23 protein-coding genes are annotated in these 22,987 nt (G+C 67.4%); 12 read left to right on the forward strand and 11 right to left on the reverse strand.

The window, feature by feature from the left end; all coding sequences use genetic code 11:
* The first annotated feature begins 100 nt into the window (after window positions 1-100).
* From ACCQ04_RS20395 to ACCQ04_RS20410, 4 genes are all read left to right on the forward strand, one after another.
* Window positions 101-646, forward strand: a complete 546-nt coding sequence (locus ACCQ04_RS20395) for a phage tail protein (protein WP_046345173.1) — start codon at window positions 101-103, stop codon at window positions 644-646.
* Between the two features lie 71 nt (window positions 647-717).
* Entirely contained in the window at window positions 718-1,245 is a 528-nt protein-coding gene (locus ACCQ04_RS20400) for a phage tail protein (protein ID WP_046345174.1), read from the forward strand.
* Between the two features lie 60 nt (window positions 1,246-1,305).
* Window positions 1,306-1,842, forward strand: coding sequence for a phage tail protein (locus ACCQ04_RS20405; protein WP_054592473.1), 537 nt, complete (start codon window positions 1,306-1,308; stop codon window positions 1,840-1,842).
* A 34-nt stretch (window positions 1,843-1,876) separates the two neighbouring features.
* Entirely contained in the window at window positions 1,877-2,404 is a 528-nt protein-coding gene (locus ACCQ04_RS20410; protein ID WP_226427972.1) for a GNAT family N-acetyltransferase, read from the forward strand.
* Window positions 2,405-2,410: 6 nt separating this feature from the next.
* Here ACCQ04_RS20410 and ACCQ04_RS20415 read toward each other — a convergent pair whose 3' ends face one another.
* Window positions 2,411-2,698, reverse strand: a complete 288-nt coding sequence (locus tag ACCQ04_RS20415) for a DUF6916 family protein (RefSeq protein WP_016902133.1) — start codon at window positions 2,696-2,698, stop codon at window positions 2,411-2,413.
* A gap of 235 nt (window positions 2,699-2,933) precedes the next feature.
* Here ACCQ04_RS20415 and ACCQ04_RS20420 point away from each other — a divergent pair, with 235 nt between their 5' ends.
* The 6 genes from ACCQ04_RS20420 to ACCQ04_RS20445 are packed head-to-tail and all read left to right on the forward strand — an operon-like array spanning window position 2,934 to window position 7,042.
* Window positions 2,934-3,728 (forward strand): ABC transporter ATP-binding protein, encoded by a 795-nt coding sequence (locus ACCQ04_RS20420; RefSeq protein WP_102257241.1) that lies wholly within the window; start codon window positions 2,934-2,936, stop codon window positions 3,726-3,728.
* The gene (locus tag ACCQ04_RS20425) at window positions 3,728-4,477 is read left to right on the forward strand and encodes an MlaE family lipid ABC transporter permease subunit (RefSeq protein ID WP_016902129.1); all 750 of its coding nucleotides are present in this window, start codon (window positions 3,728-3,730) and stop codon (window positions 4,475-4,477) included. Before ACCQ04_RS20420 ends, ACCQ04_RS20425 begins: the two co-directional genes overlap by 1 nt.
* 11 nt (window positions 4,478-4,488) lie before the next feature.
* Window positions 4,489-5,034 carry an outer membrane lipid asymmetry maintenance protein MlaD gene (gene mlaD / locus ACCQ04_RS20430; RefSeq protein WP_016902127.1) on the forward strand — a complete coding sequence of 182 codons (546 nt, stop codon included), beginning with the start codon at window positions 4,489-4,491 and terminating at the stop codon, window positions 5,032-5,034.
* Complete coding sequence (locus ACCQ04_RS20435; protein WP_016902124.1) at window positions 5,031-5,693, forward strand: MlaC/ttg2D family ABC transporter substrate-binding protein; 663 nt, start codon at window positions 5,031-5,033, stop codon at window positions 5,691-5,693. Before mlaD ends, ACCQ04_RS20435 begins: the two co-directional genes overlap by 4 nt.
* Window positions 5,683-5,982, forward strand: a complete 300-nt coding sequence (locus ACCQ04_RS20440; RefSeq protein WP_016902122.1) for an STAS domain-containing protein — start codon at window positions 5,683-5,685, stop codon at window positions 5,980-5,982. The genes ACCQ04_RS20435 and ACCQ04_RS20440 overlap by 11 nt, the downstream gene beginning before the upstream one ends.
* 10 nt (window positions 5,983-5,992) lie before the next feature.
* A complete protein-coding gene (locus tag ACCQ04_RS20445; protein WP_047129784.1) occupies window positions 5,993-7,042 on the forward strand; it encodes an MlaA family lipoprotein in 1,050 nt (349 codons plus the stop codon).
* 247 nt (window positions 7,043-7,289) lie between these two features.
* Here the strand turns inward: ACCQ04_RS20445 and ACCQ04_RS20450 are convergent, their stop codons facing one another.
* The 3 genes from ACCQ04_RS20450 to ACCQ04_RS20460 form a co-directional block, all read right to left on the reverse strand.
* Window positions 7,290-7,835 (reverse strand): glutathione peroxidase, encoded by a 546-nt coding sequence (locus ACCQ04_RS20450; RefSeq protein WP_024939178.1) that lies wholly within the window; start codon window positions 7,833-7,835, stop codon window positions 7,290-7,292.
* A gap of 153 nt (window positions 7,836-7,988) precedes the next feature.
* Window positions 7,989-8,393, reverse strand: coding sequence for a hypothetical protein (locus ACCQ04_RS20455; RefSeq protein ID WP_209272085.1), 405 nt, complete (start codon window positions 8,391-8,393; stop codon window positions 7,989-7,991).
* A 171-nt stretch (window positions 8,394-8,564) separates the two neighbouring features.
* Window positions 8,565-10,148 (reverse strand): DNA recombination protein RmuC, encoded by a 1,584-nt coding sequence (locus ACCQ04_RS20460; protein WP_226427973.1) that lies wholly within the window; start codon window positions 10,146-10,148, stop codon window positions 8,565-8,567.
* Window positions 10,149-10,406: 258 nt separating this feature from the next.
* Between ACCQ04_RS20460 and ACCQ04_RS20465 the strand changes: the two genes are divergently transcribed.
* Together ACCQ04_RS20465 and ACCQ04_RS20470 are read left to right on the forward strand one after the other, a co-directional pair.
* The gene (locus ACCQ04_RS20465) at window positions 10,407-10,787 is read left to right on the forward strand and encodes a hypothetical protein (protein ID WP_016902107.1); all 381 of its coding nucleotides are present in this window, start codon (window positions 10,407-10,409) and stop codon (window positions 10,785-10,787) included.
* A gap of 181 nt (window positions 10,788-10,968) precedes the next feature.
* Window positions 10,969-12,384, forward strand: coding sequence for an amino acid permease (locus ACCQ04_RS20470; protein ID WP_039518183.1), 1,416 nt, complete (start codon window positions 10,969-10,971; stop codon window positions 12,382-12,384).
* A 457-nt stretch (window positions 12,385-12,841) separates the two neighbouring features.
* Here the strand turns inward: ACCQ04_RS20470 and ACCQ04_RS20475 are convergent, their stop codons facing one another.
* From ACCQ04_RS20475 to ACCQ04_RS20505, 7 genes are all read right to left on the reverse strand, one after another.
* Window positions 12,842-15,319, reverse strand: a complete 2,478-nt coding sequence (locus tag ACCQ04_RS20475) for a GH92 family glycosyl hydrolase (protein WP_226427974.1) — start codon at window positions 15,317-15,319, stop codon at window positions 12,842-12,844.
* Between the two features lie 120 nt (window positions 15,320-15,439).
* On the reverse strand, window positions 15,440-15,655 hold the full coding sequence (locus ACCQ04_RS20480) for a hypothetical protein (protein WP_179464146.1): 216 nt from the start codon (window positions 15,653-15,655) through the stop codon (window positions 15,440-15,442).
* 627 nt (window positions 15,656-16,282) lie between these two features.
* Window positions 16,283-16,675: a DUF2628 domain-containing protein gene (locus ACCQ04_RS20485; RefSeq protein ID WP_016902101.1), complete on the reverse strand. Its 393-nt coding sequence runs from the start codon at window positions 16,673-16,675 to the stop codon at window positions 16,283-16,285.
* Between the two features lie 136 nt (window positions 16,676-16,811).
* Window positions 16,812-18,542, reverse strand: a complete 1,731-nt coding sequence (locus ACCQ04_RS20490; protein WP_372358619.1) for a sensor domain-containing diguanylate cyclase — start codon at window positions 18,540-18,542, stop codon at window positions 16,812-16,814.
* 142 nt (window positions 18,543-18,684) lie between these two features.
* Complete coding sequence (locus tag ACCQ04_RS20495) at window positions 18,685-19,863, reverse strand: sugar diacid recognition domain-containing protein (RefSeq protein WP_226427976.1); 1,179 nt, start codon at window positions 19,861-19,863, stop codon at window positions 18,685-18,687.
* A 160-nt stretch (window positions 19,864-20,023) separates the two neighbouring features.
* Complete coding sequence (locus ACCQ04_RS20500) at window positions 20,024-21,193, reverse strand: glycerate kinase (RefSeq protein WP_226427977.1); 1,170 nt, start codon at window positions 21,191-21,193, stop codon at window positions 20,024-20,026.
* Window positions 21,194-21,218: 25 nt separating this feature from the next.
* On the reverse strand, window positions 21,219-22,529 hold the full coding sequence (locus tag ACCQ04_RS20505) for an MFS transporter (RefSeq protein WP_226427978.1): 1,311 nt from the start codon (window positions 22,527-22,529) through the stop codon (window positions 21,219-21,221).
* Window positions 22,530-22,987 lie beyond the last annotated feature (458 nt).

Consider the following 22,987-nt stretch of genomic DNA (forward strand, 5'->3'; position numbering starts at 1 on the left):
AGTTTTGGACGCTGGTGGCTTGTGGTATGCAATCTCGGCAGGTATCAGTACGGCAGTCTCCGACAGTCGGTCGGTGACGTACCTACGTAGGGAGAGCTGCATGAGCGAGTTCTTCATCGGTCAGATCATGCTGACCGGTTTCGCATTTGCGCCGAAGTATTTTGCGCAGTGCAACGGGCAATTGCTGCCGATCAATCAGAACCAGGCCCTGTTCAGTCTGCTCAGCACGCGCTTCGGCGGCGACGGCAAAACCACGTTCGGCTTGCCGGACATGCGTGGGCGCACCCCGATGGGCTATGGGCCGTCGGCGGATCCGAACTGGCAGCCGACCGCCGCTCCCATGGGCCAGGCGGCAGGCGCGGAGACGGTGACGCTGGTGGTGGACAACCTGCCCCCGCACACCCACCTGATGGATTGCAGCAGCGCCAACGGCGACAACCGCACGCCGACCGGCCGCCTGTTCGCGAACAACAGCATGAATGCCGGGACCCCACACGCGTTGTACGGCGCGCCCGGCGCGATGGTGCCGCTGTCGCAGTCCACCGTCGCCAGCAGCGGCGGCAGCCAGGCGCATCCGAATCTGCAGCCGTACACCACGATCAATTTCTGCATCGCGCTGTCCGGCATCTTCCCTTCGCGCAGCTAGGCGCATCCGTATCCGGGGGCGCCGTCGTACGCAGCCTTGCGTACGACGCCCCATCGACCAGGAAGAATTTCATGGGTACTCCCTTCATCGGCGAAATCCGCATGTTCGGCTTCGGCCGCACACCACAGGGTTGGCAGGCGTGCGACGGCTCGCTGTTGCAGATCTCCGACTACGAACCGTTGTATGTCCTGCTCGGCACCGTCTACGGCGGCAATGGCACCAGCACCTTCGCCGTGCCGGATCTGCGCGGCCGCCTGCCGATCCATCAGGGTCAGGGACCGGGCCTGAGCAACTACGTGCTCTCCCAGCGCTCCGGCACCGAGACGGTGACATTGACCGAACCGCAGATGCCGGCGCACACGCACACCGCCCAGGCCACCACCGCGGCAGCGACCGCCACCGCACCAGCCGGTCTGCTGCCAGGCACGGTCAACGGCAGCCTGTTCTACGCAAGCGACACCACCGGCAGCACCACGCTGGCAATGTCCGCGCAGAGCACCTCGTTCGCCGGCGGCAACCAGCCACACGACAACCTCATGCCGACGCTGACGGTGCAGTACTGCATCGCCACCACCGGCATCTTCCCGCAACAGGCCTGATCCCATGCGCCGCGCCGACATGGCTGCGGCACGCATCCGCTGCATCGAAGGAATCCGCTCATGACCGAACCCTATATCGGCGAAATCCAGTTGTTCGGCTTCGACTACAACCCTTACGGCTGGGCCTTCTGCAACGGCGCCACGCTGCCGATCACGCAGAACACCACGCTGTACTCCCTGCTTGGCGTGGCCTATGGCGGCAACGGCAGCAGCACCTTCCAGTTGCCGAACTTTTCCGCACGCGCCGGTTGCCATCAGGGCGCAGGGCCCGGACTGACCCCGCACACGCTGGGCAGCAACTTCGGCTCCGCCTCGGAAAGCCTGCTGAGCACGCAGATCCCGATGCACCAACATGGCATCAACGCGTACTCGCAGTCGGACGCGACCAAGAAGACCGGCACGCCGGCCAACGGTGTGGCGCTGTCGTCGCTGAACGTCAACACAGAGCGTCCATTCCTGGCGGTTGCGCCGGACAAACAATTCTCCCCGACCATGTTGCTGCCCACCGGCACCGGCCAGGCGCACGAGAACCGGCAGCCCTATCTCGCAGTGAACTTCTGCATCGCGCTGCAGGGCAACTATCCGGCGTTCAACTGAGCTGCCGTCACCCGGGCGCGTTGCAGAGGCGGCGATGAAGATGCAGTTGGTAACGAGCGCTACCGCTAGTCGGGGCGCGGTGGATCTTGCGCTGCGCCCCGAGCAGCCAGCCGACATCGCGTGGCTGCAGGCGCTTTATGCCAGTACCCGCAGCGACGAGCTGGCACCGGTACCGTGGCCGGAGGCGAGCAAACGTGCCTTTCTTCAGCAGCAGTTTGCGCTGCAGCGCGCGCACTACCAGCAACATTTTGAAGGCGGCGACTTTCTGATCGTCCAGGCCAATGACCTGCGTATCGGGCGCCTGTATCTGCACCGCGCTGCCACGCAACTTACGCTGGTGGATATCAGCCTGCTGCCGGACTGGCGCGGCCAGGGCATCGGCTCGCAACTGCTCGCCTACGCGCAAGCGATTGCGCGAGAGGCGGGATGCGGACTGTCACTGCATGTGCTGCACTCAAACCCCGCCGCGCAGCGACTGTATGTCCGCCACGGTTTCGTCACGGGCATGAGCAACCAGACGCATCTGCAGATGCACTGGCATTTTCCCAAGCACCGCAGTTGAACGCGCTCAGTTGAAAACGGCCTGATACAGAAACCCGTCGCGCTCGCGCGCCACCGGCACCAGGAAGATGCCGATCTCGCCCAGCCGCGTGTGACGTAACCGATAGGTCTGCTGCGGAAACAGAAATGCCGAGCTGTTGCGGAACAGCAGCGAGAATGGCGCGCGATGCACCGCGTGCGTGGTGGGCAGCGCGCGCGCCTCGACCAGCACGAATGGAACCTCGCCTTCGTTCAATGCAGCCGAGAACGTGTCGTTGACGCTGCCTGCAAAGTGCTCCAGGGTCAGTAAGTCCATTTTGTGCTCATGGTCGGCTGGGAATCCGATCATCCACGTAGGGCATACCTGCCACAACACCTGCGCGTTCGAAGATTGCATTGCGTCATGCATGAGACGGCCTGTTGCATACGCGCCGGCGGTGACGCGTCTGCTGCAGTACAGGCGTCATGCGACAATACTGCACGCGCCGGTTCGGTTATGTTCAGCCGGATGACGGCTACTCTATCGCGTTGGAATTCTGTTAAAGGCTTCGATGACGGCGTCCGCATCCCCTGTCGTGCAGTTGTCCGGTGTCCGCATCGATCGCGGCGGTCGCACGATCCTGCGCGACGTCTCGCTCGATGTGCCGCGCGGCAGCATCACGGCCGTGCTCGGTCCTTCCGGTAGCGGCAAGTCCACCTTGCTGGCCGCACTGACCGGTGAGCTGCGTCCGGTCGCCGGCTCGGTCACCCTGTTCGGCAGCGCGATCCCGCACGGCAACCGTGCACTGCTGGAGATGCGTCGCAATGTCGGCGTGCTGCTGCAGGGCAATGGCCTGCTGACCGACCTGAGCGTGGCCGACAACGTCGCGCTGCCGCTGCGCACCCACACTCGCCTGCCAGCGCCGGTGCTGCAGCGCCTGGTGCAGATGAAGCTGCATGCGGTGGGCCTGCTGGCCGCCGCCGATGCCTGGCCGCGCGAACTGTCCGGCGGCATGGCGCGGCGTGTGGCGTTGGCGCGGGCGCTGGCACTGGACCCGCCGCTGATGATCTACGACGAACCGCTGACCGGGCTGGACCCAATCGCCTCGGGCGTGATCATGAGCCTGATCCAGCGCCTCAACGACAGCCTTGGCCTGACCAGCATCATCGTCAGTCACCACGTGCACGAAACCCTGCCGATCAGCGACCAGGCCGTGGTCATCGCCAATGGCGGCATCGTGTTCGCCGGCACGCCCGAGCAGTTGCAGGACAGCACCGACCCGCTGGTGCAGCAGTTCCTGCATGGCCAGCCGGATGGCCCGATCGCCTTCGATGCGGCGCCGCGGCGCGACCGGAGTGCTGCCTGATGGCCATGGTCGACTCGATCCGCGCCTTCGGCCGCGCCGGGCTGTTCTCGCTGACCGTGCTGCGTGGCTCGGTGCCCACGCGCGACTTCATCGCCGAACTGGTGCGCGAGATCTACAAGGTCGGTGCGCGCTCGCTGCCGATCATCGCCGTCGGCGGCGCCTTCGTCGGCCTGGTGCTGACCCTGCAGGGCTACCGCACGCTGACCACCTATGGTGCGTCGGATGCGCTGTCCACCTTGCTGGGGCTGTCGCTGTACCGCGAACTGGCACCGGTGCTGACCGCGCTGTTGTTCATCGGCCGGGCCGGCAGTTCGATCGCGGCCGAGCTTGGCCTGATGCGCGCCACCGACCAGATCAAGGCGCTGGAGCTGATGGCCATCGATCCGGTGGCCAAGGCGGTGGCACCGCGCTTCTGGGCGGCGGTGCTGACGGTGCCGTTGCTCACCGGCGTGTTCTGCTCGCTGGCCATCACCGGCGGCTACTTCGAGGCCGTACACGTGTTGGGCATCGACAACGGCACATTCTGGTCGGGGTTGAGCAACAGCGTGGACTTCTGGGACGACTTCGGCGTGGCGATGCTCAAGTCGGCGATCTTCGGCGGCACGGCCGCATTGGTCGCCGCCTACGTGGGCTTCCACGCCGAGCCGACCATCGAAGGCACCTCGATCGCCACCACCCGTGCGGTGGTGAACGCCTCGCTGCTGGTGCTGATGTTCAACTTCGTCCTTTCTGCAATGTTGTTTAGGTGAGTGGAATAACTATGGCCATGCGTGGACCACGACTCGAATTCGCCGTCGGCGCCTTTCTGCTGCTGACCCTGGCCTCGCTGCTGGTGCTGGCGGTGGCCTCGACCAACCAGCGCTGGGGCTTCGGCTCCAGCCAGTACACGCTGACCGCACGCTTCAGCCAGATCGGCCAGCTGCGGGCGCAGGCGCCGGTGAAGATCGGCGGCGTGACCATCGGCAAGGTGTCCGACATCAGCCTGGACCCGACCAAGTTCGACTCGGTGGTCACCCTGTCGCTGGACAACAAATACAAGGATCTGCCCGCCGACACCTCGGCCGGCATCTTCACCAGCGGTTTGCTGGGCGAGAGCTATATCGGGCTGCAGCCGGGCGGCGACCCGGAGACGCTCAAGCCGGGCGAAGAAATCGGCTTCACCCAGCCGGCGGTGGATCTGCTGCAGCTGGTCGGCAAGTACATGTTCAGTGGTGGCGGTGGTGGCAGCAATGCCCCGGCCGCCACCGATGGCCAGGCCCCGGCGCCGGCCCAGACCGCTTCTCCCTCTACGGAACCACACCAATGAAGACCACCCTGCTTTCCGCCATCCTGGCCTCGACCCTGCTGGTGTGCGCACCGGCCACCGTGCTGGCGCAGCCGGCTGCCGCCAGCGCGCCCGCGCAGGGCGCGGCGACCAAGACCGTCATCGACAGCAGCACCCGCATCCTGAGCACGCTGGATCAGCGCCGCGCCGAGTTCCGCAGCAACCCTGCCGCCCTGCGCCAGTACATCAATGGCGAATTGAACAAGGCCTTCGACCGCGACTACTCGGCCCGCCTGGTATTGGGCGTCAACGGCCGTGGCGCCTCCGATGCGGACGTCAAGCTGTTCGCCGATGCGCTGGCCGACAACCTGATGCAGCGTTACGGCACCGCGCTGCTGAACTTCGAAGGCAAGCCGACCTTCCGTGCCAAGTCCGAAAGCGCGCTGCCGGGCAACCGCGGCGTCAAGGTCTCCACCGACCTGATGCGCGCCGGCAACGACCCGACCCCGGTCGACTACATGATGCGTAACGTCGGTGGCCAGTGGAAGATCTTCGATGTGATGATCGAAGGCATCTCCTATGTGCAGACCTTCAAGACCCAGTTCGACGGCCCGCTGCGCGAGAAGGGCATCGCCAAGGTCGCCGCAGAGCTGCGTAGCGGCAATCTGCAGGTCGGTCCGGCACCGGCCAATGGCAAGTAACAGCTCCGTGCAACGCAATGGCGACACGCTGGTACTCACCGGCGTGCTCGACCGCGACGCGGTAACTGCGGCCTGGCCGCAGGCGATCGCGCAGCTGGACGGCATTCGCACGCTGGACCTGTCGGGTGTACAACGCCTGGACAGTGCCGGCGTGGCGATGCTGGCCGAACTGGCTGCGCGTGTGCGCAGCAGCGGTGCCGGTCCTGTCACGGTGGTGGGTGAAGCGTCCGGTCTGGACGAATTGCGTGCCGCCTACCGTTTGTCCCCTACTTTCGATTTCCAGGCCTGAGCGCCACCCCATGACCCAGCTTCGCCCCCTTTCCCTGTTGGCCTGCCTGCTGCTTGGCGCCTGTGCCAGCCATGCTCCAAAGCCCGCACCGCCTGCGGCCGCCGCCGCGCCCGCCCCGGATGCGACGCCCGCGCCGGCACGCGACGACGCCGGTGTGACCGCGCAGCCGGCCGCCGCCGGCTTTGCCGCCCCCGACGCCCTGCCGGCCACCGCGGCGGCGCCTGCCGAGCAGACCAGCGCCGATGCCGGCACGGCCGGTGCCCCTACCTCGGCCGAGGACGACTTCGCTGCGCTCTACGGCCCCACCACCCCGCAGGCCGGCGCCAACGGTGCACCGGCACAGCCCGGTGACGCGCCGTCCTACGATCCGTGGGAGCGCTACAACCGCGGCATGCACCGCTTCAACCTGGCGGTGGACCGCGGCGTGGCGCGTCCCTTGGCCACCGGCTATACCAAGGTGGTGCCGCGTCCGGCCCGCCTGGGCGTGACCAACTTCTTCGACAATCTCGGCACGCCGCTGACCATGGTCAATCAGCTGCTGCAGGGCCATCCGGTGTATGCGGTGCAGTCGCTGGGCCGCTTCGTGATGAATTCCACACTGGGCGTGGCCGGTCTGTTCGACCCGGCCTCCGCGGCCGGCATTCCGCGCCGCAGCGAAGACTTCGGCCAGACCCTGGGCGTGTGGGGCTGGCGCAATTCGCGCTACTTCGAGTTGCCGCTGTTCGGCCCGCGCACCGTGCGCGATACCTTCGGCCTGGGCGGCGACATTCCGCTGTCGCCGTTGCGCCAGGTCGACGACAGCGGTGCGCGCTTCGCCTTGCAGGGTCTGCAGCTGGTGGATACGCGCTCGCAACTGATGTCGCTGGATTCGCTGCGCGACCAGGCACCGGACGAGTACGCGCTGACCCGCGATGCGTGGATGCAGCGCCGCAACTACCAGATCGTGCGCGATCTGCGCAGCCATCGCGAGAAGGACAACGAGTTGCCCGACTACCTGCGCGAGGACAAGGACAGCACCGTGCCGGTGGATGCGATGCCGATCCCGCAGTGGATCCGTTGATCGGTTGAGCTTGCGGTTTGGATGAATACAAAGCCCGGGAGCGATCCCGGGCTTTTTTGTGCGCTGGTCTTTTACGGCCTTCCGGCTGACGGTGGCGGCTGGGGTAGCTGGAGCACCGTCCGGGCCGCGATCTCGCGTGGAGCGAACTCCGCCGGCAAGGCCTTCCCCTTAGATGGCGCGGATCACCGGCAATATAAACAGCGATCGCAGCGACGCGGATCAAATCACTTCGCCACCGCGCCAGGTGCTACGCCGCCAGCGCCGCATCCACCGCTGCACGCAGGCGCGCATCGTCTGCCGGCACGTCGGGGGCAAAGCGATCGATGACCTGGCCGTCGCGGCCGATCAGGAATTTCTCGAAGTTCCACAACACGCCCGGTGCCGGGTTGGGTGTAATGCCGTAGCCGGCCAGCTTTTCGCGCATCGGGCCGTCGCCGGTGGCCTGCGGGCGGGCATTGGTCAATGCCTGATACAGCGGATGGGTTTCGGCGCCGGTGACGGCGATCTTGGAAAACATCGGAAAGCTCACGTCGTAGGTGAGCTGGCAGAACTGCGCAATCTCCGCCTCGCTGCCGGGCTCCTGTCCGTTGAAGTCGTTGGCCGGAAAGCCCAGCACCTCCAGCCCCTGTGCCTGCTTGTCGCGATACAGCGCCTGCAGGCCTTCGTACTGCGGGGTCAGCCCGCACTTGGAGGCGACGTTGACCACCAGCAACACCTTGCCGCGATAGTCGGCCAGGGTGGCGGGCTCACCGTCGATGCGGGCCACAGGGATGTCGTACAGCGTCTGGCTCATCGGTGCGTCCTGGACAGGTGGAGCCGAGAGCATAAACCGCCAGGGTGGAGCGAGCGATGCCGCTGGCTCATGGCGCTTGCAGTTATCTGACGCGACGCGCACGGGCCGATCGACTGATCGGCCTGTGCGCGCGCTTGACCCTGTTCGCAGCCATCAATCGATGCACAACGCGGCCTGGCCCATGCCGCCAATCACTTCCTGGCGGCAACCGAAGCGGTCGCTGTCGCGCTGACAGGTGCCGGAGGTCGCGGTGCCGGTCGGCACGATGCTGGTGGCCAGGCAATCGCCGCTGCAGTCGGAGTTGTCACTGCAGGTCTTGCCGGCATCGGCGTACGGCACCACGCAACGCACCGTCTGCATGCGGCCGACCGGACGCAGCTGCCCGCCCTTTGCCGTGCAGTCGGCAGCGTCGGCGGAAACGGCGCGCGGAGGCTGCGGGGCGTCCGCCGCAGCGCCCGACCTGGTCGCCGGGGTATTGCTGCATGCGGTCAACAGCAGCGCGCAGAGCACTGCGTGGATCCATCGGCTTGCCATGTTGAAACTCTCGTCTTGAACCAGGTGGGTACCAGCATCGCGGTGGCGATGTCTGCGCGGCGTGCTGGCTATCGGCGCAGGAGGCCTGCGTTGGTAGGAGCGCACCCGGGCGCGATGAGGCGTTATCGGTAATGCCTGGTCGCGCCCGGGTGCGCTCCTACGTCATGGCGTGTGGCATCGCCGTCTGCGGCCGGATTACTCCTGCTCGTCGTTGCTGTCGTCGTCGCTGCTGCTTCCGGTGTCGTCGCTGCCGGGATCGTCCAGCAGCGCCTGGGACTGTTCGCTGGCCAGGGTTTCCACGCCGCGCAGGCGGCGTTCGATGGTGCGGGTCTTGCGGCTGGCTTCACCCAGGCTCTTCCCGACCGTGTTGATCTGCCGCTCGGCCTTTTCGAGAATGCCGGCGAACTTGCCGAACTCGCTCTTCACCGCGCCAAGCACCTGCCAGACCTCGCTGGAGCGCTTCTCGATCGCCAGCGTGCGGAAACCCATCTGCAGGCTGTTGAGCAGGGCGGTGAACGTGGTCGGGCCGGCCAGCACCACGCGATGTTCGCGCTGCAGCAGGTCGACCAGGCCGGCGCGACGGATCACTTCGGCGTACAGGCCTTCGGTCGGCAGGAACATCACCGCAAAATCGGTGGTCTGCGGCGGGCAGACGTACTTGTCGCTGATCGACTTGGCCTGGATGCGGATGGCGCGTTCCAGCTGGGCAGTCGAATTCTTGATCGCATCCAGGTCGCCCTTTTCCTGCGCATCGATCAGGCGTTCGTAGTCCTCGCGCGGGAACTTGGCATCGACCGGCAGCCACACCACGGTGTCGTCGCCACGCCCCGGCAGGCGGATCGCAAAATCCACCGCTTCGGCGCTGTCGGGCCTGACCCGCACGCTGCGCGCGTACTGCTCCATCGTCAGCGTCTGCTCGAGGATGTTCTCCAGCTGCACCTCGCCCCAGCCGCCGCGGTCCTTGACGTTGGTCAGCACGCGCTTGAGATCGCCCACGCCGGTGGCCAGCTGCTGCATTTCGCCCAGGCCGCGCTGCACCTGCTCCAGGCGTTCGGAGACGAGCTTGAAGGAGGCATCCAGGCGTGTGTTGAGCGTGGTCTGCAGTTTTTCGTCGACGGTGGCGCGCATCAGTTCGAGCTTGCTGGCGTTGTCGTTCTGCAGGTTGGCCAGCTGTTGTTCCAGCGTGGCGCGCATTTCGCCGATGCGCAGTTCGTTGCGCTGGGTGAGTTCGGTCAGACGTTGGCCCAAGGCCTCGGTGAAGCGCTGCTGCGACTCGCCGGCCTCTTGCCGGCCCTTGCGGGAGTCTTCGGCCAGCGCGTCGCGCAGGGCGGCCATGTGGGTGTCGGTGCGTGCGATCAGCTCGGTCAGTTGCTGGCCGAACACCTGGATGCGAGTTTCCTGCTGCTGGCCGAAGCCGTCGAGCTGGGTGCGCAATTCGGTCAGCCGCAGCGTCAGCAGTTCGCCGGTGCGTTGTTGCGCCAGGGCACTTTCTTCGCGGGCCTTGCGGGCATCTTCGCCGAGCGCGTCGCGCAGCAGGTCCAGGCGCTGGTCGGTGCGCGTGGACAGTTCGGTGAGATTGCGCGCGAAGGTTTCCAGGCGGCCGTCCTGCTGCCGCGCCAGGCCTTCGAGTTGCTCGCGCAATTCGCCGCGGCCGTCGCGCTGCTCGGCGCGCAGCGCCAGCTCCAGGCCGCTGGTGGAAGGACGTCGCAGCAGCGCGATCAGCTGCAACACCAGGACTGCGACGAGCAGTCCGAGAAGGATCAGGGATTCGGATGACATGTGCGCAGTGTAGCCGGGCCGGTCGCAGGGGCTGCGTCAGCGGCTTGCCGGCCGGCGGCGGCTGCCGGGCGCAGTTGGGTGACGCGCACTGCGCCAACGCAGCACGTCGGGGGCCACTTCGCGCAGATGCCTGCAACCGCTGCGCAAAGCGGGCCAGACACCGCCGCGGTGATGGAGTTGCAGGCTGCTCGCAGCGCATTGACCTCAACGTGACCTGCGCATGGCTAGGGTGGGGCTTCGTTCCTGCCAGGCCAGCTGATGACCACTGCCACCAACCAAACCCGTCTGTTCGCGCTGGGCCTGTTCGCGTTTCTCGGCAGCTTTGCGGCAATCGTGTGGTACCTGATGCGGCCATACGGCACGGCGTATTTCTTCCCGGTGCACTTCTTGATCGGTGCGGCGTTGCCGTTCGGGTTCTATGCGATCGGCGGCACGCGGCTGTGGTTCTGGATCGGGATCGGGGTTACCGCATTGGTGCTGCTGTGGTTCAACTTCTGGGGGCATGATGCCAACGGGGCGGCGCCACGCCTGCTCGACTGGACCCACTTTGCCGCCGGTGCGGTGGGTCTGGTGGGCGCATGGGCGGTGCAGTTGGTCTATCGCAATGTGCGTCCACCGCATCGCCCGTCGGTTGAGTGAGCGGGGATTGTGCGGGGCGGTCGCGTTTGACCAGGGAACGGCGAGGTGTGGCGCGGGCTCACAGAAGGCGGTGGGCGTGCCTGCGCTGCCATGCCTGCGCCGACGCATGACCTTGGACCGATAGCTTTGCTGCGGCGCGTTGGGCGACACTCGGGAATTCTTTGATTCCCGCGAGGTCCGCATGTCGTCTTGGCTCAGGCGCAAATCCATCGATCAGGTCACCGTGCACGAGGCCGGTCGGCAACTGGTCCGCAGCCTGAGTTGGCCGCATCTGATCGCGCTGGGTATCGGCGCGATCGTCGGCACCGGCATCTATACGTTGATCGGGGTGGGCGCGGACAAGGCCGGCCCGGCGGTGCTGCTGTCGTTTGTGGCCGCCGGCATCGTGTGCGCCTGCGCGGCGCTGGCGTATGCGGAGATGGCCACGATGATGCCGGCCGCCGGCAGCGCCTACACCTACAGCTACACCGCGCTCGGCGAGAGCATCGCCTGGGTGGTGGGCTGGAGCCTGGTGCTGGAGTACTCGCTGGTGGTGAGCACGGTGGCGGTGGGCTGGTCGGGCTATTTCGTCGGCTTCCTGCAGTGGTTGGGTGTCAACCTGCCGCATGCCCTGGTTGCCGGGCCGCACGCCGGCGGCATCGTCAACCTGCCGGCGGTGGTGATCACCTTCCTGGTGGCCGGCATGCTGATGGCCGGCACCAAGGAAAGCGCCACGCTCAATGCGGTGCTGGTGGTGCTGAAGATCGTGGCGCTGGGCGTGTTTGTGGCGATCGCGTTGCCGGCCTTCGACAGTGCCAACCTGCAGCCGTTCATGCCGTATGGCTTCCCCAAGACCGCAGGCCCGGATGGCGTGGAGCGCGGGGTGATGGCGGCGGCGGCGATCATCTTCTTCGCGTTCTATGGCTTCGATGCGATCTCCACCGCGGCTGAGGAGACCAAGAACCCGGGCCGCGATCTGTCGATCGGCATCGTCGGTTCGATGATCGGCTGCACGCTGATCTATGTGCTGGTGGCGTTGTCGGCGGTGGGCGCGATGAGCTTCACCGTGTTCGGCAAGAGCCCCGAGCCCTTGGCGCTGATCATGCGCGAACTCGGCCACGGCAAGGCGGCGTTGGTGATCGGCGCGGTGGCGATCATCGCGCTGCCGACGGTGTTGCTGGCGTTTCTGTACGGGCAGAGCCGCATCTTCTTCGTGATGTCGCGCGATGGCCTGTTGCCGCGCGGCCTGTCCAAGGTCAACGCGCGCACCGGCACGCCGGTGGCGATCACCCTGTTCACGGCGGTGCTGGTGGCCGCGTTGGCCGGTGTGGCACGCCTGGATGAAATTGCCGCATTGGCCAACGCCGGCACCCTGGCTGCGTTCACCGCAGTGGCGGCGTGCCTGCTGGTGCTGCGCGTGCGCGAGCCGACGCGTGCGCGGGCTTTCCGCACGCCGCTAGCGTGGGTGGTGGGGCCGGTGGCGATCCTGGGCTGCCTGTACCTGTTCTGGAGCCTGCCCAGCACCACGCAGGGCTGGTTCCTGGTGTGGAACGTGCTGGGTGTGGTGGTGTATGTGGCGTATGGGCGGCGGAATAGCCGCTTGGCGAAGGTTGGGTAGTTCCATCTCCCATCGGGAGAAGGTAGCCAGAAGGGCCGGATGAGGGGCGCCCCGGATATCTTTCAGTGCCATGCCTGACGGACGCGTCGCCACGCGCCTTCAAGCTTGAATCGTCGATGGGAAAGTCCTGGCGGTTGTAGTCCCGTGCTGCACGACTGCTTGCGGATGCACGCTGACCACTCCCCTCTCCCATCGGGAGAAGGTGGCCCGAGGGGCTGGATGAGGGGACGGGCGACGCCTGGTGTTATCCAACCTGGTCAGGGGCTCCGCTCCCTACCCTCACCCCACCCCCGCGCCGCGCCCCGGCCCACGCATGAGGCGCGGGCGCTCCCAGGCACGCGCGCCAGTAGCGCGCAAGCTGTGCCTTATCGCCCCGCAGGAGAGGGGCTTTAGCTCATGCTCCGGCAACGTCAGGGCTTTCCCTCGCATTCCCCGCAACCCCGGGAGGAGCGTTGGCTCAAGGCGTGGCTGCAGGGGTGGCGCAGAACGAGGTTGGGAGTGCATCCGCCTGCGTGCCCCAGCCCTGGGTCGGGGGCTGCCTGGTCAGCGCGAACGACAGCGTGCCGCCCTGCTGCAGCTGGGCCCAGTCCAGGAACACCCGGGGCTGCGGTGCGCCGTTGAAACGCACGCTGTCCACGTATTGCAGCGCGCGGCCGTCGGCGCCGGGGGCGTCGATGCGCAGGCGCTTGCCGTTGCCCAGGTCCAGCGTGGCCCGCTTGAAGCGTGGGGCATGCAGCAGGAACTGCCCGCTGCCCGGCACCGCCGGATACAGGCCCAGCGCGCTGAACAGGTACCAGGCCGACATCGTGCCGAGGTCGTCGTTGCCGGTGACGCCGTTGGGCGCGTTGGTGAACAGCTGCTGGGCGGCGCGCACCACGGTGGCGGTCTTCCATGGCTGGCCGATCAACGTGTACATCCACGGCGCATGCAGGTCCGGTTCGTTGTTGGGGTTGTAGCGGTACTGGTTGTAGTAGCTGTACGGGCCGACCACCCAGTGCGTACGCGCGGCATTGAGCGGGTCCTTCAGCAGGTCGTCGTAGGCGAAGAAGGCATCCAGGCGTTGGCCGGCCTGCTCGCTGCCATGCATGGCCTGCAGCATGCCGGGGATGTCCTGCTGCACCAGCCACTGGTATTGCCAGGCGGTGCCTTCGTGGAAGCCGTGCTGCGAGCGCGGGCTGTAGCGATCGTCCGAGGGGGCGTACCAGCTGCCGTCTTCCAGCCGGGGCCGTGGAAAGCCGCCGAAGCCGGTGTCGGCATCGCGCACGCCGGCGTCCCAGACGTTGTGCCAGTTGCCGCCGCGTTTGCGCAGCAGCGCGCTGTCGTCGGGGTGGCCGAGCGCCTGCGCCATCTGCGCCAGCGCGCAGTCGGCCAGCGCGTATTCCAGCGTGGCCGAACCGCCGTGGTGCGGGTCCACGTCCATGCCCTTGGACGGAAACGCGCGGTCGTACTGCACGAAGCCGTTGGCCAGGTAGCTGGCGTTGCCGGAGCGGCCGGCGTGGCGCGAGTTGATTGGCGGTTGTTCGAAGGCGTTCTGGCGCAGCGCTGCGTACGCCTGCGCCTGGTTGTCCTGCAGCGCGCCGAAGCGCCACAGGTCGACCAGGAACGGGGTCACCGGGTCGCCGGTCATGATGTTGGTATCGAAGTTGGCATAGCCCCAGCGCGGCAGCCAGCCGCCTTGCTGATGGATCGCCAGCAGCGAGCGGCCGATGTCGCGCGCGCGCGCCGGCTGCAGCAAGGCGAGCAGCTGGTTCTGCGAGCGATAGGTGTCCCACAGCGAGAAGTACTCGTAGTAGGTCCAGCCATCGGCGCGGTGGATCGCATCGTCGAAGCCGCGATAGCGGCCATCGGCATCGCTGCCGGTCAGCGGCTGCAGCAGGGCGTGATACAGCGCGGTGTAGGCCACGCTGCGATCGTCGTTGCTGGCGCCATCCAGTTGCAGGCTGGCCAGTTGCTTGCGCCAGGCCTGTTGCGCGCGCTGGCGCATCTGCTCCAGGCCCAGCAGCTTGCCGCCGAGCATGCCGTCGGCGCGCAGGTTGTTGCGGGCACCTTCGGCATCCACGTGCGAGATGGCGCTGACCACGGTCACTGCGCGCGCGTTCTTGTCGTTGCCCAGCGGGAAACTGAGCCAGGCACCATTGGGCTTGAGTTCGCCGCCCATGCCGTGGCGCGCGTCGGGCACGCCGCCGTCTTCGCCCCACACCCCGTGCGCGGTGAACGGGCGGTCGAATTCCAGCCGGAACCAGGTGGTGTATTCGTGGCCGCCGCAGAAACTTTGCGTGGTCAGTTTGCCTTCGACCACGCGGTCGCCGACCACCTGCAGCTGGCTGCCAATCACCACGTGGCGGTCGTTGGCCTGGCCCAGGTTGACCAGCACATGGCCGGTGTCGGCGCCGGGGGCAAAGGTGTAGCGCTCGGCGGCGGCGCGGGTGAGCGCAGTGGCTTCGGCGTCGATGCCGCCGTAGTCGGTCAGCCGCACCTTGTAGTAGCCGGCCTGGCCGACTTCGCCGTCATGGGTGTAGCGGGCGGCGTAGCGTTTCTGGTCGAAGGCCTTGGCGTCGCCGGTGTCGAAGTCGCCGCCTGGGCCGATGCGGCCGGTGACCGGCAGCACCGAGACCTGCCCGCCCTGCTCCCAGCAACCGGCCCCGGACAGGAACGAATGGCCGAAGCCGCGGATGCTGGGGTCGTCGTAGCGCCAGCCGGCGTAGTGCGCGCCGATCGGGCTGACCTGGACCAGGCCGAACGGCGCCGAGGCACCAGGGAAGGTATTGCCGTCGTCCTTGCTGCCGATGAAGGTGTTGACCTGCGCCGGGTCCTGCGCGGCCAGCGGCGCGCATACCGCCATGCCGAGCAGGCACAGGCCGGCGGCGGCGCGGCGCCACCGCGGCGTTGATGGGAAATGCGACGAAGAGCGATCGGATGCAACGGCGAAGGGCATGCAGGACACCTCGGGGGAGAGAGCGGGCGAGGCCGCAGGTGGATGACGCGTGCCGACGGCCCGGACGCGGCGATCGGTCGATACCCGCCTGACGGCGGCTTGCGACGGGTTGGCAGTGGCTCAGAAATCGAACACGTATTCTGCCGCGATCTCGCGTCCGACCGGGCTGAACAGGCGGCTGCGGATCTCCTCGGACCCGATGATCTGCACCGGCGCCGGTCCTTCGGCCTGGACGCGCTTGATGCGCGAACCGGTCACGGTGACGGCATCGAGTTGTTGCGGGGCACCGGCCTGCTGTGCCAGGTCGGACAGGGGCGACAGCAATGCGAGCAGCACGGCACGGGCAGCTGCTGCGGGCGACAACGGCGGTAATCGGTCATTGAAGCGTCTCGTCGAGGGCGGTGGTACGACGGAAAGACTTTCTCTTTTTCAAACACTTGCGGGGGAATGGCGTACTTGGATCGATCTAAATCCGGTACCGGTTTGTGTCATCGATTGGCAAAGATTAAGCATTCCCGACCCGCGGCTGCACACCGCGGCGCAGCAAAGTGTGCGGGGTTTGGCAGTGTTTCGGTGGTTTAGGCGTTTTGAATCAGGCTGTTGCGCGTGACGGGGTGCTGCAGTTTTGAAACGTGTCAGTTGTGCTGACGGATGAGCTTGCTTGGAGGTGATTTGGCTGCGTTGCGCGCGGTTGGTTGAGAGAGGTGCGCCTGGGCGTGTCGCGTATCAGGGGGCCGGACCCTCACCTCATTCCCCCGCTCTGCGCCCCGGCCCGCGCTGGCAGCGCGGGCGCTCCCAAGCGCGCGCGCCAGTGGCGCGCACGCTGTGCCTTATCGCCACGGGGGGAAGAGGGGCTTGGTCCGCGGGGGCTTGGTTGGCCCATAAAAAAAGCCCGGTCAGTGACCGGGCTTGGCGACGCTGGCGTGGCGGCGGGAGGGGCCGACGCGCCGGTGACGCAGTTGCTCAGATCCAGCGCATGCCTTCGAACGGGTTCCAGCTGGTGCTGCCCTTCACCTTGTCCAGGTAATAGGCGTAGTTGGCGATCATGCCGGTCAACAACGACAGCGGCAGCCACAGCACATTCTGAAACGCGGCCGGCAGGAACGAGGCCACGATGCTCACCACGACGCTGATGCCGATCAGGCTCAACGCCTTGCGCCACAGGCCAATGATGAAAAAGTAGATGACGCCGAAGAAGAAGGCATAGAAGTTCATGCCGACCTTGACCTTCTCACCAAAGCTCAAGGTCTTCAGTGCGTTCTTGTAACTGGGGTCCTTGGGGCCACCGTGCCGGTCGAAGAAATCGAAACGGAACTGCCACTTGGGGCTGAGCTGGGTGCGATCGAAGGTGTCCATTCCAAACCATGTAGTTGAAAACGGTTACATGATAGGCGATCGCGTATTCACCGGACACGTTTGCAGGCGCCGGACAGAAGACGGGTCAGCCGCCGATCAGCTTCGGCAGTGGCCGCTTGCAGCGGTGCAGCGCGCGTTATTCACGCTGGTCGCTGAGGCCGGTGCCGCGGCGCGCCCGGCGTAGCGCGTACAGCGAACGGTCGGCGCGGTCGACCACCGCCGCCAGCGCCTCGCCGTCGTTGCGCAGGGCGGTGCCCAGGGTGAACCGGATTGGCGCCTCGTCGATGGCGGCCATGTAGTCGCGCACCAGGGCCGCCAGCTGCGGCTGGGTGGGTTGATGCAGCAGCACCAGGAATTCGTCGCCGCCCAGGCGGACCAGGCGGTCCTGGGTGCGCAGCGGCTGGTTGAGGAACCAGGCCATCTGCACCAGCACCTCGTCGCCGCGCTGGTGGCCATGGGTGTCGTTGACCAGCTTGAACTTGTCCAGATCCACCACGATGCAGCCCCAGCGCACGCTGGGATCGCGCTTGTCGAGCTCGTCCAGGAAGCGGCGGTTGTAGCAGTTGGTGAGCGGGTCGGTGAACGACCATTCCAGCAGCTGCTTCTCCTGATGGTACTGGTTGGTGATGTCCTGGGCGTGCGCCAGCACGATGGTGGCGTCGGCCTCCACGTCCAGCACGTTGCGGTACTGCCAGTGGCGCAGGCTGCCATCGCTGGCGACCAGTTCGATCACGCCGGCGTCCTGGCCGTCGAGCACCATCCGCGACAGATAGCCGTGCAGGGCGGCATGCAGCTCGGGGCGGACGAATTCCAGCAACGAGCGGCCTTCCATGCCCTCCACGCTGCGGCCCAGCGAGCGCGCGGCGGCCGGATTGACGCTGATCAGGCGGCCATCCATGTCGTGGGTGCAGATCAGGCCCAGGCTGTACTGGAACATGTTGCGGAACTTGCGTTCGCTGGCGGCCAGCGCATCCACCGCGCGATGGCGGTCGGTGACGTCCTGGATCGCGCCGATCAGGCGGGTGCGTCCGTCCACATGCTCCATCGAGCCGGTGCTGTGCACCCACAGCTGCCGGCCGGTGGCGCTGACCAGCGGCAGTTCCAGATCCCAGGGCGTGCCATCGCGCACGCAGGCCTCGACCGCCTCGGTGATCACCGCGCGCGCATCGAGCGGGTAGAAGCCGATCCCCTCGGCCAGGGTCGGCCGGTAGCCGGCCGGCAGATCGTGCAGCCGGCAGGTCTGGTCCGACCAGGTCAGGGTGCCGCTGGCCACGTCCACTTCCCAGCCGCCGACGCCGGCAACCCGGCCGGTACGCTCCAGGAACGCCTCGCTCTCGCGCAGGCGTTGCTGCAGCTGTTCGTTGGCGGCCTGGCGTTCCAGCATCAGCCGGCGCTGCTCCAGGCCTTCGGCGGCAACCCGGGCCAGCTGCTGCAAGGCGGCCAGTTGCGCCGGTTCCAGCGCGCGCGGGCGCTGGTCGATCACGCACACCGTGCCCATGCGCAAGCCGTCGGACAACACGATCGGCGCACCGGCGTAGTAACGGATCCCCGGCGCATCGGTGACCAGCGTATTGTCGCGAAAGCGCGGATCGGCCGGCGCATCGCGTACTTCCATCACCGCATCGTCCTGGATGGTGTAGGCGCAGAACGCGAGTTCGCGTGGGGTTTCGCTGGCATCGGGCAGGCCGATATTGGCCTTCCACCATTGGCGATGTTCGTCCACCAGCGACACCAGCGCGATCGGCGTGCCGGCGATCGCCTGCGCGGCGGCGGCCAGCGCATCGAAGAACGGCTCGGCATCGGTATCGACGACCTGCAACAGCGCCAGACGCGACAGCCGCTCGGCCTCGCGGGAGGTGGATGACACGACGGCGTCGCAGTGGCTCAATGAAATGCTCGCTTGGTCCCCCGGGCAATCCGCTCAGTCTAGCGGACCGAACATACCTGCTAACGCAGCGTTGCGTGCGCCATCGCACAGAAGATGCCTTGTGCGCAGCCCACACGCTCCGTCACTGGATGGGCTCGGTCCCGCTTGCCGCAGTGTCATCGCGCATCTGCAAGGCCAGATACAGGCGCACGCAGTCGTCGGTATTGCGCAGGTCCACGCCGCAGAGTTCTGCGATGCGCTGCATGCGGTAATCCAGCGTATTGCGGTGGATGGCCAGTGCCTTGGCGGTGGGCGCCATGCGCATGCCGGCGTCGAACCACACCGACAGGGTCTGCACCAGGTCGCCGCGACGATCCTGTGCCAGCAGCGCCTGCAGCGGCTTGCGCAGTTCGTCGGCCTGCCAGGCCTGGCGCAGGTCGTCCACCAGCACCGGCAGGCGATGGTCGTCGTAGAAGAACGCATCGGCCTGCGGCGCGCGCGCCTTGCCGATACGCATGGTGGTGCGCGCGATCTGGTGCGACAGCGCCAGCCCGCCGGGCTGCGGGAAATACTGCCAAAGCGCGAGGCGGATCCGCAGCGGGCTGCTGGCGCGCATGCGCTCGAGCAAGGTGTGGGCGCGACGGCGTTGTTGGTCCACATCCCAGTGGCCGCGGCGGTCCAGTGCGGGCTTGAGCACCACCAGTTCGTTGAGCGCGGTGGCGGCGATCAGGTTGCCGCGTTCGGGCGTGGACAGCAGCGTGTGCAGGCGCTGCAGTTCCACCAGCATCGCGTCCAGGTCGAGGGTGTCGCTTTCCACTTCGATCACCGCTGCCACGCGCGGCAGGTCGAGCGCGATGCCGAGGCGTTCGGCCCAGCCGGCCAGTGCCGGGGTCGGCCCGTCGGCGCGGATCAGGCCGAGCGTGACTTCCTCGCGCAGGCGCGCATCGCGGGCCAGCAGGCGCAGCAGGCCGGCCTGTTCCAGCATCGCTTCGGCGGCCATGCGCACCAGTTCGGCCTGTTGCCCGATCCGCTGCGGGTCGCCGGTCAACCCGACGCAGCCGACGATGCGGCCATCGGCGATCAGCGGCAGGTTGACGCCCGGGCGAACCGCATCCAGCTGCTGGGCCAGCGCCGCATCGATCTCCACCCGGCCCTGCCTGGACAGCACCAGCAGCGCACCCTCGTGCAGCTGACCGATGCGCGCCGGCTCGCCGCTGGCGATGATGACGCCGGTGTGGTCCATCACATTGACGTTGCCGTCGATGATGGTCATCGCGCGGTCGACGATGGACTGCGCCAGGGTGCGGTCGAGCGTGAGCATGGGGTCTGTTGGCGCGATCGCGGGAGGACACGGTGGCATGTTCGGTGCTGCATGGCGGTGCCCCGTCCTGTGCGCGCATGCATCAGGCAGGCAGGCAGCGCCAGTGGATCACGTGGCGACCGCGTGGCACAGCCTGCGCACGGCATCCCGCGCGCTGCCGTCAGCGCGTGGCTGCACGCGCAGGCAACTGCGCCAAGGCCTGGCCCAGCTGCAGCGCCGCGGCCACATTGCGTGCGGCGATGCGCACGTTGCTGGCGGCTTCGGCCAGCGCCTGCTCCACCGTGCAGGCGCGATGCACCACCGCAAACATCGCGTCGATGCCGTGCCCATGCAGCAGCGCGGCGCCGTTGCCCAGGCAACCGGCGATGGCGATCACTGGCTTGCCGTGGCGCTGCGCCAGCCGCGCCACGCCCACCGGGGTCTTGCCGTGCAGGCTCTGGCTGTCCAGGCGGCCTTCGCCGGTGATGACCAGATCGGCCTGGGCGACCAGGGCATCCAGCCCGAGCGCCTGCGCCACGATCTCCACGCCGGGCCGCAACTGCGCACCCAGATACGCCACCAGCGCCGCGCCCAGGCCGCCGGCCGCACCGCCGCCGGGCAGGTCGTGCAGGCGCAGTCCCAGGTCGCGTTGCAGCACATCGGCGTAGCGCTGCAGGTTGCTGTCGAGCTGGCGCACCATGCTGGGGGTGGCACCCTTCTGCGGGCCGAATACCGCCGAAGCGCCGGTCGGGCCGATCAGCGGGTTGTCCACATCGCAGGCCACTTCGAACTGGCAGTCCTGCAGCCGCCGGTCCAGGTCCTGGGTATCGATCCGCGCCAGCGTCGCCAGCGCGCCGCCACCGGGGCCGATCGACTCGCCCTGCGCATCCAGCAGCCGCACGCCCAGCGCCTGCGCCAGGCCGGCGCCGCCGTCGTTGGTGGCGCTGCCGCCGATGCCGATGATGAAGCGGCGCGCGCCGGCATCCAGCGCGGCCAGGATCAACTCGCCCACGCCCGCGGTGCTGGTGCGCAGCGGCGCGCGCTCGGCCGGCGGCACCAGTGCCAGGCCGCTGGCGGCGGCCATTTCGATCACCGCGGTGCGGCCGTCGCCGGTCAGGCCGAAGAACGCCTGCACCGGGGTGCCGAGCGGGCCGCTGACCGTGCAGTCGATCACCCGCCCGCCGGTGGCGGCCACCAGCGCATCGACAGTGCCTTCGCCGCCATCGGCCACCGGCACCTTGCGGTACTGCCAGTCGGGGAACACCTCGCGGAAGCCGGCCTCGATCTGGGTGGCCACCTCCAGCGCGGACAGGCTTTCCTTGTAGGAATCGGGGGCGATGACGATCTTCATGGGCACACTCGCTGGGACGGACGCATCACTGGTTCACCGCGCGTGCCGGCACCCGCAGCACCAGCGCGGCGCCCAGCAGCATGGCCCCGGCCAGCACATACAGCGCCAGCTCGGTGCTGTGGGTGGCGTCCTTGATCCAGCCCACCAGGTACGGGCTGACGAAGCCGGCGACCTGGCCGGTGGAGTTGATCAGCGCCAGCCCACCAGCCGCGGCGGCGGCGGTGAGAAAGCCGTTGGTCAGCGGCCAGAACAGCGGCAAGCCACTGACCGCGCCCATCGTGGCCAGGGTCATGCCGAATAGGGCCAGAGCCAGGTTGTCGGTGACGCTGGCGGCGATGCATAGCCCGGCCGCCCCCATCAGCAACGGGATCACCAGGTGCCAGCGGCGCTCGCGGCGGCGGTCGGCCGAACGGCCCATCAGCAGCATGAACACCGCTGCGGCCAGGTACGGAATGGCGCTCATCAGGCCGATCCGGGTCGGGTCGGTGACGCCGCTGCCCTGGATGATCGAAGGCAGCCAGAAGTTGATCGCATACACCCCGCTCTGGATGCAGAAGTACACCGTGCCCAGCATCCACACCGCCGGATTGCGCAGCACCGCGCCCAGCGAGCTGGAGGCGCCGGCCGGCTTGCCGGCTTCGTCTGCGGCCAGCGCGCGGATCAGTGCCTGCTTTTCCTGCGGGTCCAGCCAGGTGGCCTGCTGCACGCCATCGCTGAGCAGGAACCACACCCCGATGCCCAGCAGCACGGTCGGCAGGCCCTGCAGCAGGAACATCCATTGCCAGCCGGCCAGGCCACCCTGCCCGGCCGAGAAATGGCCGAGGATCCAGCCCGACAACGGCCCGCCCAGCACGCCGGAGATCGGGATGGCCGACATGAAGACGGTCATGACCCGGCCATGCTGGGCGCGCGGAAACCAGCGCGTCAGGTACAGCACGATGCCTGGGAAGAAGCCGGCCTCGGCCGCGCCGGTGAGCAGGCGCAGGGTGTAGAAGCCGGCCGGCGTGCGCACGAACATCAGGCAGGTCGACAGCAGGCCCCAGCTGACCATCATGATCGCCACCCAGCGGCGCGCACCGATGCGCTGCAGGATCAGATTGCTCGGCACCCCGCAGGCCAGGTAGCCGATGAAGAAGATGCCCGCGCCCAGCCCGTACACGGTCTCGCTCATGCCCAGATCGCCGAGCATCTGCAGCTTGGCGAAGCCCACGTTGACCCGGTCCAGGTAGTTGAACAGGTAGCAGACGAACAGGAACGGGATCAGCCGCCACAGGATCTTGCGGTAGGTCGGGGCCATGCCATCGGTGGGCGGCAGTGGCCGGGTGGCTTGGGTCATTGCACGCTCCAGCAGTCGGTGGGCCTACCGGCGCGCAGTGCTGGCACCGGCACCACACAGGGGTCGGCGCATTCTAGTTGGAGCTTTTTCCCGGAAGCATCGTCAGCCTGCTGCCTGTCTACGAGCAGGCAGACGCGGGTTTTTGTGCAAATGCCCAAATCCACATCAGGTGTCCCGAGCGTGTGCAAGGCTCGGAACGCTGCAGCAACCATGCTGTTGGTACAAGGCTGACCATCCCGATGCTGCTACGGCGACCCGCCACCCGACCACCTGGCGGACAACCAGCGCCGGCGCACTCCGCGCGCGCTCCAATCAGCCCATCGGGCGAAGAAGCCCACGGCAGCAACGCGCCCTACCCCAGCCCTGCACTCACAACCAAGCCGGCGCCCCACCGCCAAGCCCGACACAGCACCCAGCCCGCACGACAGACCGCCTCGGCCTTGCGAATCCCGAATCCC

Source organism: Xanthomonas sp. NCPPB 2866, from assembly GCF_041475745.2.
GTDB lineage: Bacteria > Pseudomonadota > Gammaproteobacteria > Xanthomonadales > Xanthomonadaceae > Xanthomonas > Xanthomonas arboricola.

What these genes read in the sequence shown, in the direction of transcription:
- ACCQ04_RS20395 (WP_046345173.1), top strand. Translation starts at nt 101, where the DNA reads ATGAGCGAGTTCTTCATCGGTCAGATCATGCTGACCGGTTTCGCATTT.
- ACCQ04_RS20400 (WP_046345174.1), top strand. Translation starts at nt 718, where the DNA reads ATGGGTACTCCCTTCATCGGCGAAATCCGCATGTTCGGCTTCGGCCGC.
- ACCQ04_RS20405 (WP_054592473.1), top strand. Translation starts at nt 1,306, where the DNA reads ATGACCGAACCCTATATCGGCGAAATCCAGTTGTTCGGCTTCGACTAC.
- ACCQ04_RS20410 (WP_226427972.1), top strand. Translation starts at nt 1,877, where the DNA reads ATGAAGATGCAGTTGGTAACGAGCGCTACCGCTAGTCGGGGCGCGGTG.
- ACCQ04_RS20415 (WP_016902133.1), bottom strand. Translation starts at nt 2,698, where the DNA reads ATGGACTTACTGACCCTGGAGCACTTTGCAGGCAGCGTCAACGACACG.
- ACCQ04_RS20420 (WP_102257241.1), top strand. Translation starts at nt 2,934, where the DNA reads ATGACGGCGTCCGCATCCCCTGTCGTGCAGTTGTCCGGTGTCCGCATC.
- ACCQ04_RS20425 (WP_016902129.1), top strand. Translation starts at nt 3,728, where the DNA reads ATGGCCATGGTCGACTCGATCCGCGCCTTCGGCCGCGCCGGGCTGTTC.
- mlaD (WP_016902127.1), top strand. Translation starts at nt 4,489, where the DNA reads ATGGCCATGCGTGGACCACGACTCGAATTCGCCGTCGGCGCCTTTCTG.
- ACCQ04_RS20435 (WP_016902124.1), top strand. Translation starts at nt 5,031, where the DNA reads ATGAAGACCACCCTGCTTTCCGCCATCCTGGCCTCGACCCTGCTGGTG.
- ACCQ04_RS20440 (WP_016902122.1), top strand. Translation starts at nt 5,683, where the DNA reads ATGGCAAGTAACAGCTCCGTGCAACGCAATGGCGACACGCTGGTACTC.
- ACCQ04_RS20445 (WP_047129784.1), top strand. Translation starts at nt 5,993, where the DNA reads ATGACCCAGCTTCGCCCCCTTTCCCTGTTGGCCTGCCTGCTGCTTGGC.
- ACCQ04_RS20450 (WP_024939178.1), bottom strand. Translation starts at nt 7,835, where the DNA reads ATGAGCCAGACGCTGTACGACATCCCTGTGGCCCGCATCGACGGTGAG.
- ACCQ04_RS20460 (WP_226427973.1), bottom strand. Translation starts at nt 10,148, where the DNA reads ATGTCATCCGAATCCCTGATCCTTCTCGGACTGCTCGTCGCAGTCCTG.
- ACCQ04_RS20465 (WP_016902107.1), top strand. Translation starts at nt 10,407, where the DNA reads ATGACCACTGCCACCAACCAAACCCGTCTGTTCGCGCTGGGCCTGTTC.
- ACCQ04_RS20470 (WP_039518183.1), top strand. Translation starts at nt 10,969, where the DNA reads ATGTCGTCTTGGCTCAGGCGCAAATCCATCGATCAGGTCACCGTGCAC.
- ACCQ04_RS20475 (WP_226427974.1), bottom strand. Translation starts at nt 15,319, where the DNA reads ATGCCCTTCGCCGTTGCATCCGATCGCTCTTCGTCGCATTTCCCATCA.
- ACCQ04_RS20485 (WP_016902101.1), bottom strand. Translation starts at nt 16,675, where the DNA reads ATGGACACCTTCGATCGCACCCAGCTCAGCCCCAAGTGGCAGTTCCGT.
- ACCQ04_RS20495 (WP_226427976.1), bottom strand. Translation starts at nt 19,863, where the DNA reads ATGCTCACGCTCGACCGCACCCTGGCGCAGTCCATCGTCGACCGCGCG.
- ACCQ04_RS20500 (WP_226427977.1), bottom strand. Translation starts at nt 21,193, where the DNA reads ATGAAGATCGTCATCGCCCCCGATTCCTACAAGGAAAGCCTGTCCGCG.
- ACCQ04_RS20505 (WP_226427978.1), bottom strand. Translation starts at nt 22,529, where the DNA reads ATGACCCAAGCCACCCGGCCACTGCCGCCCACCGATGGCATGGCCCCG.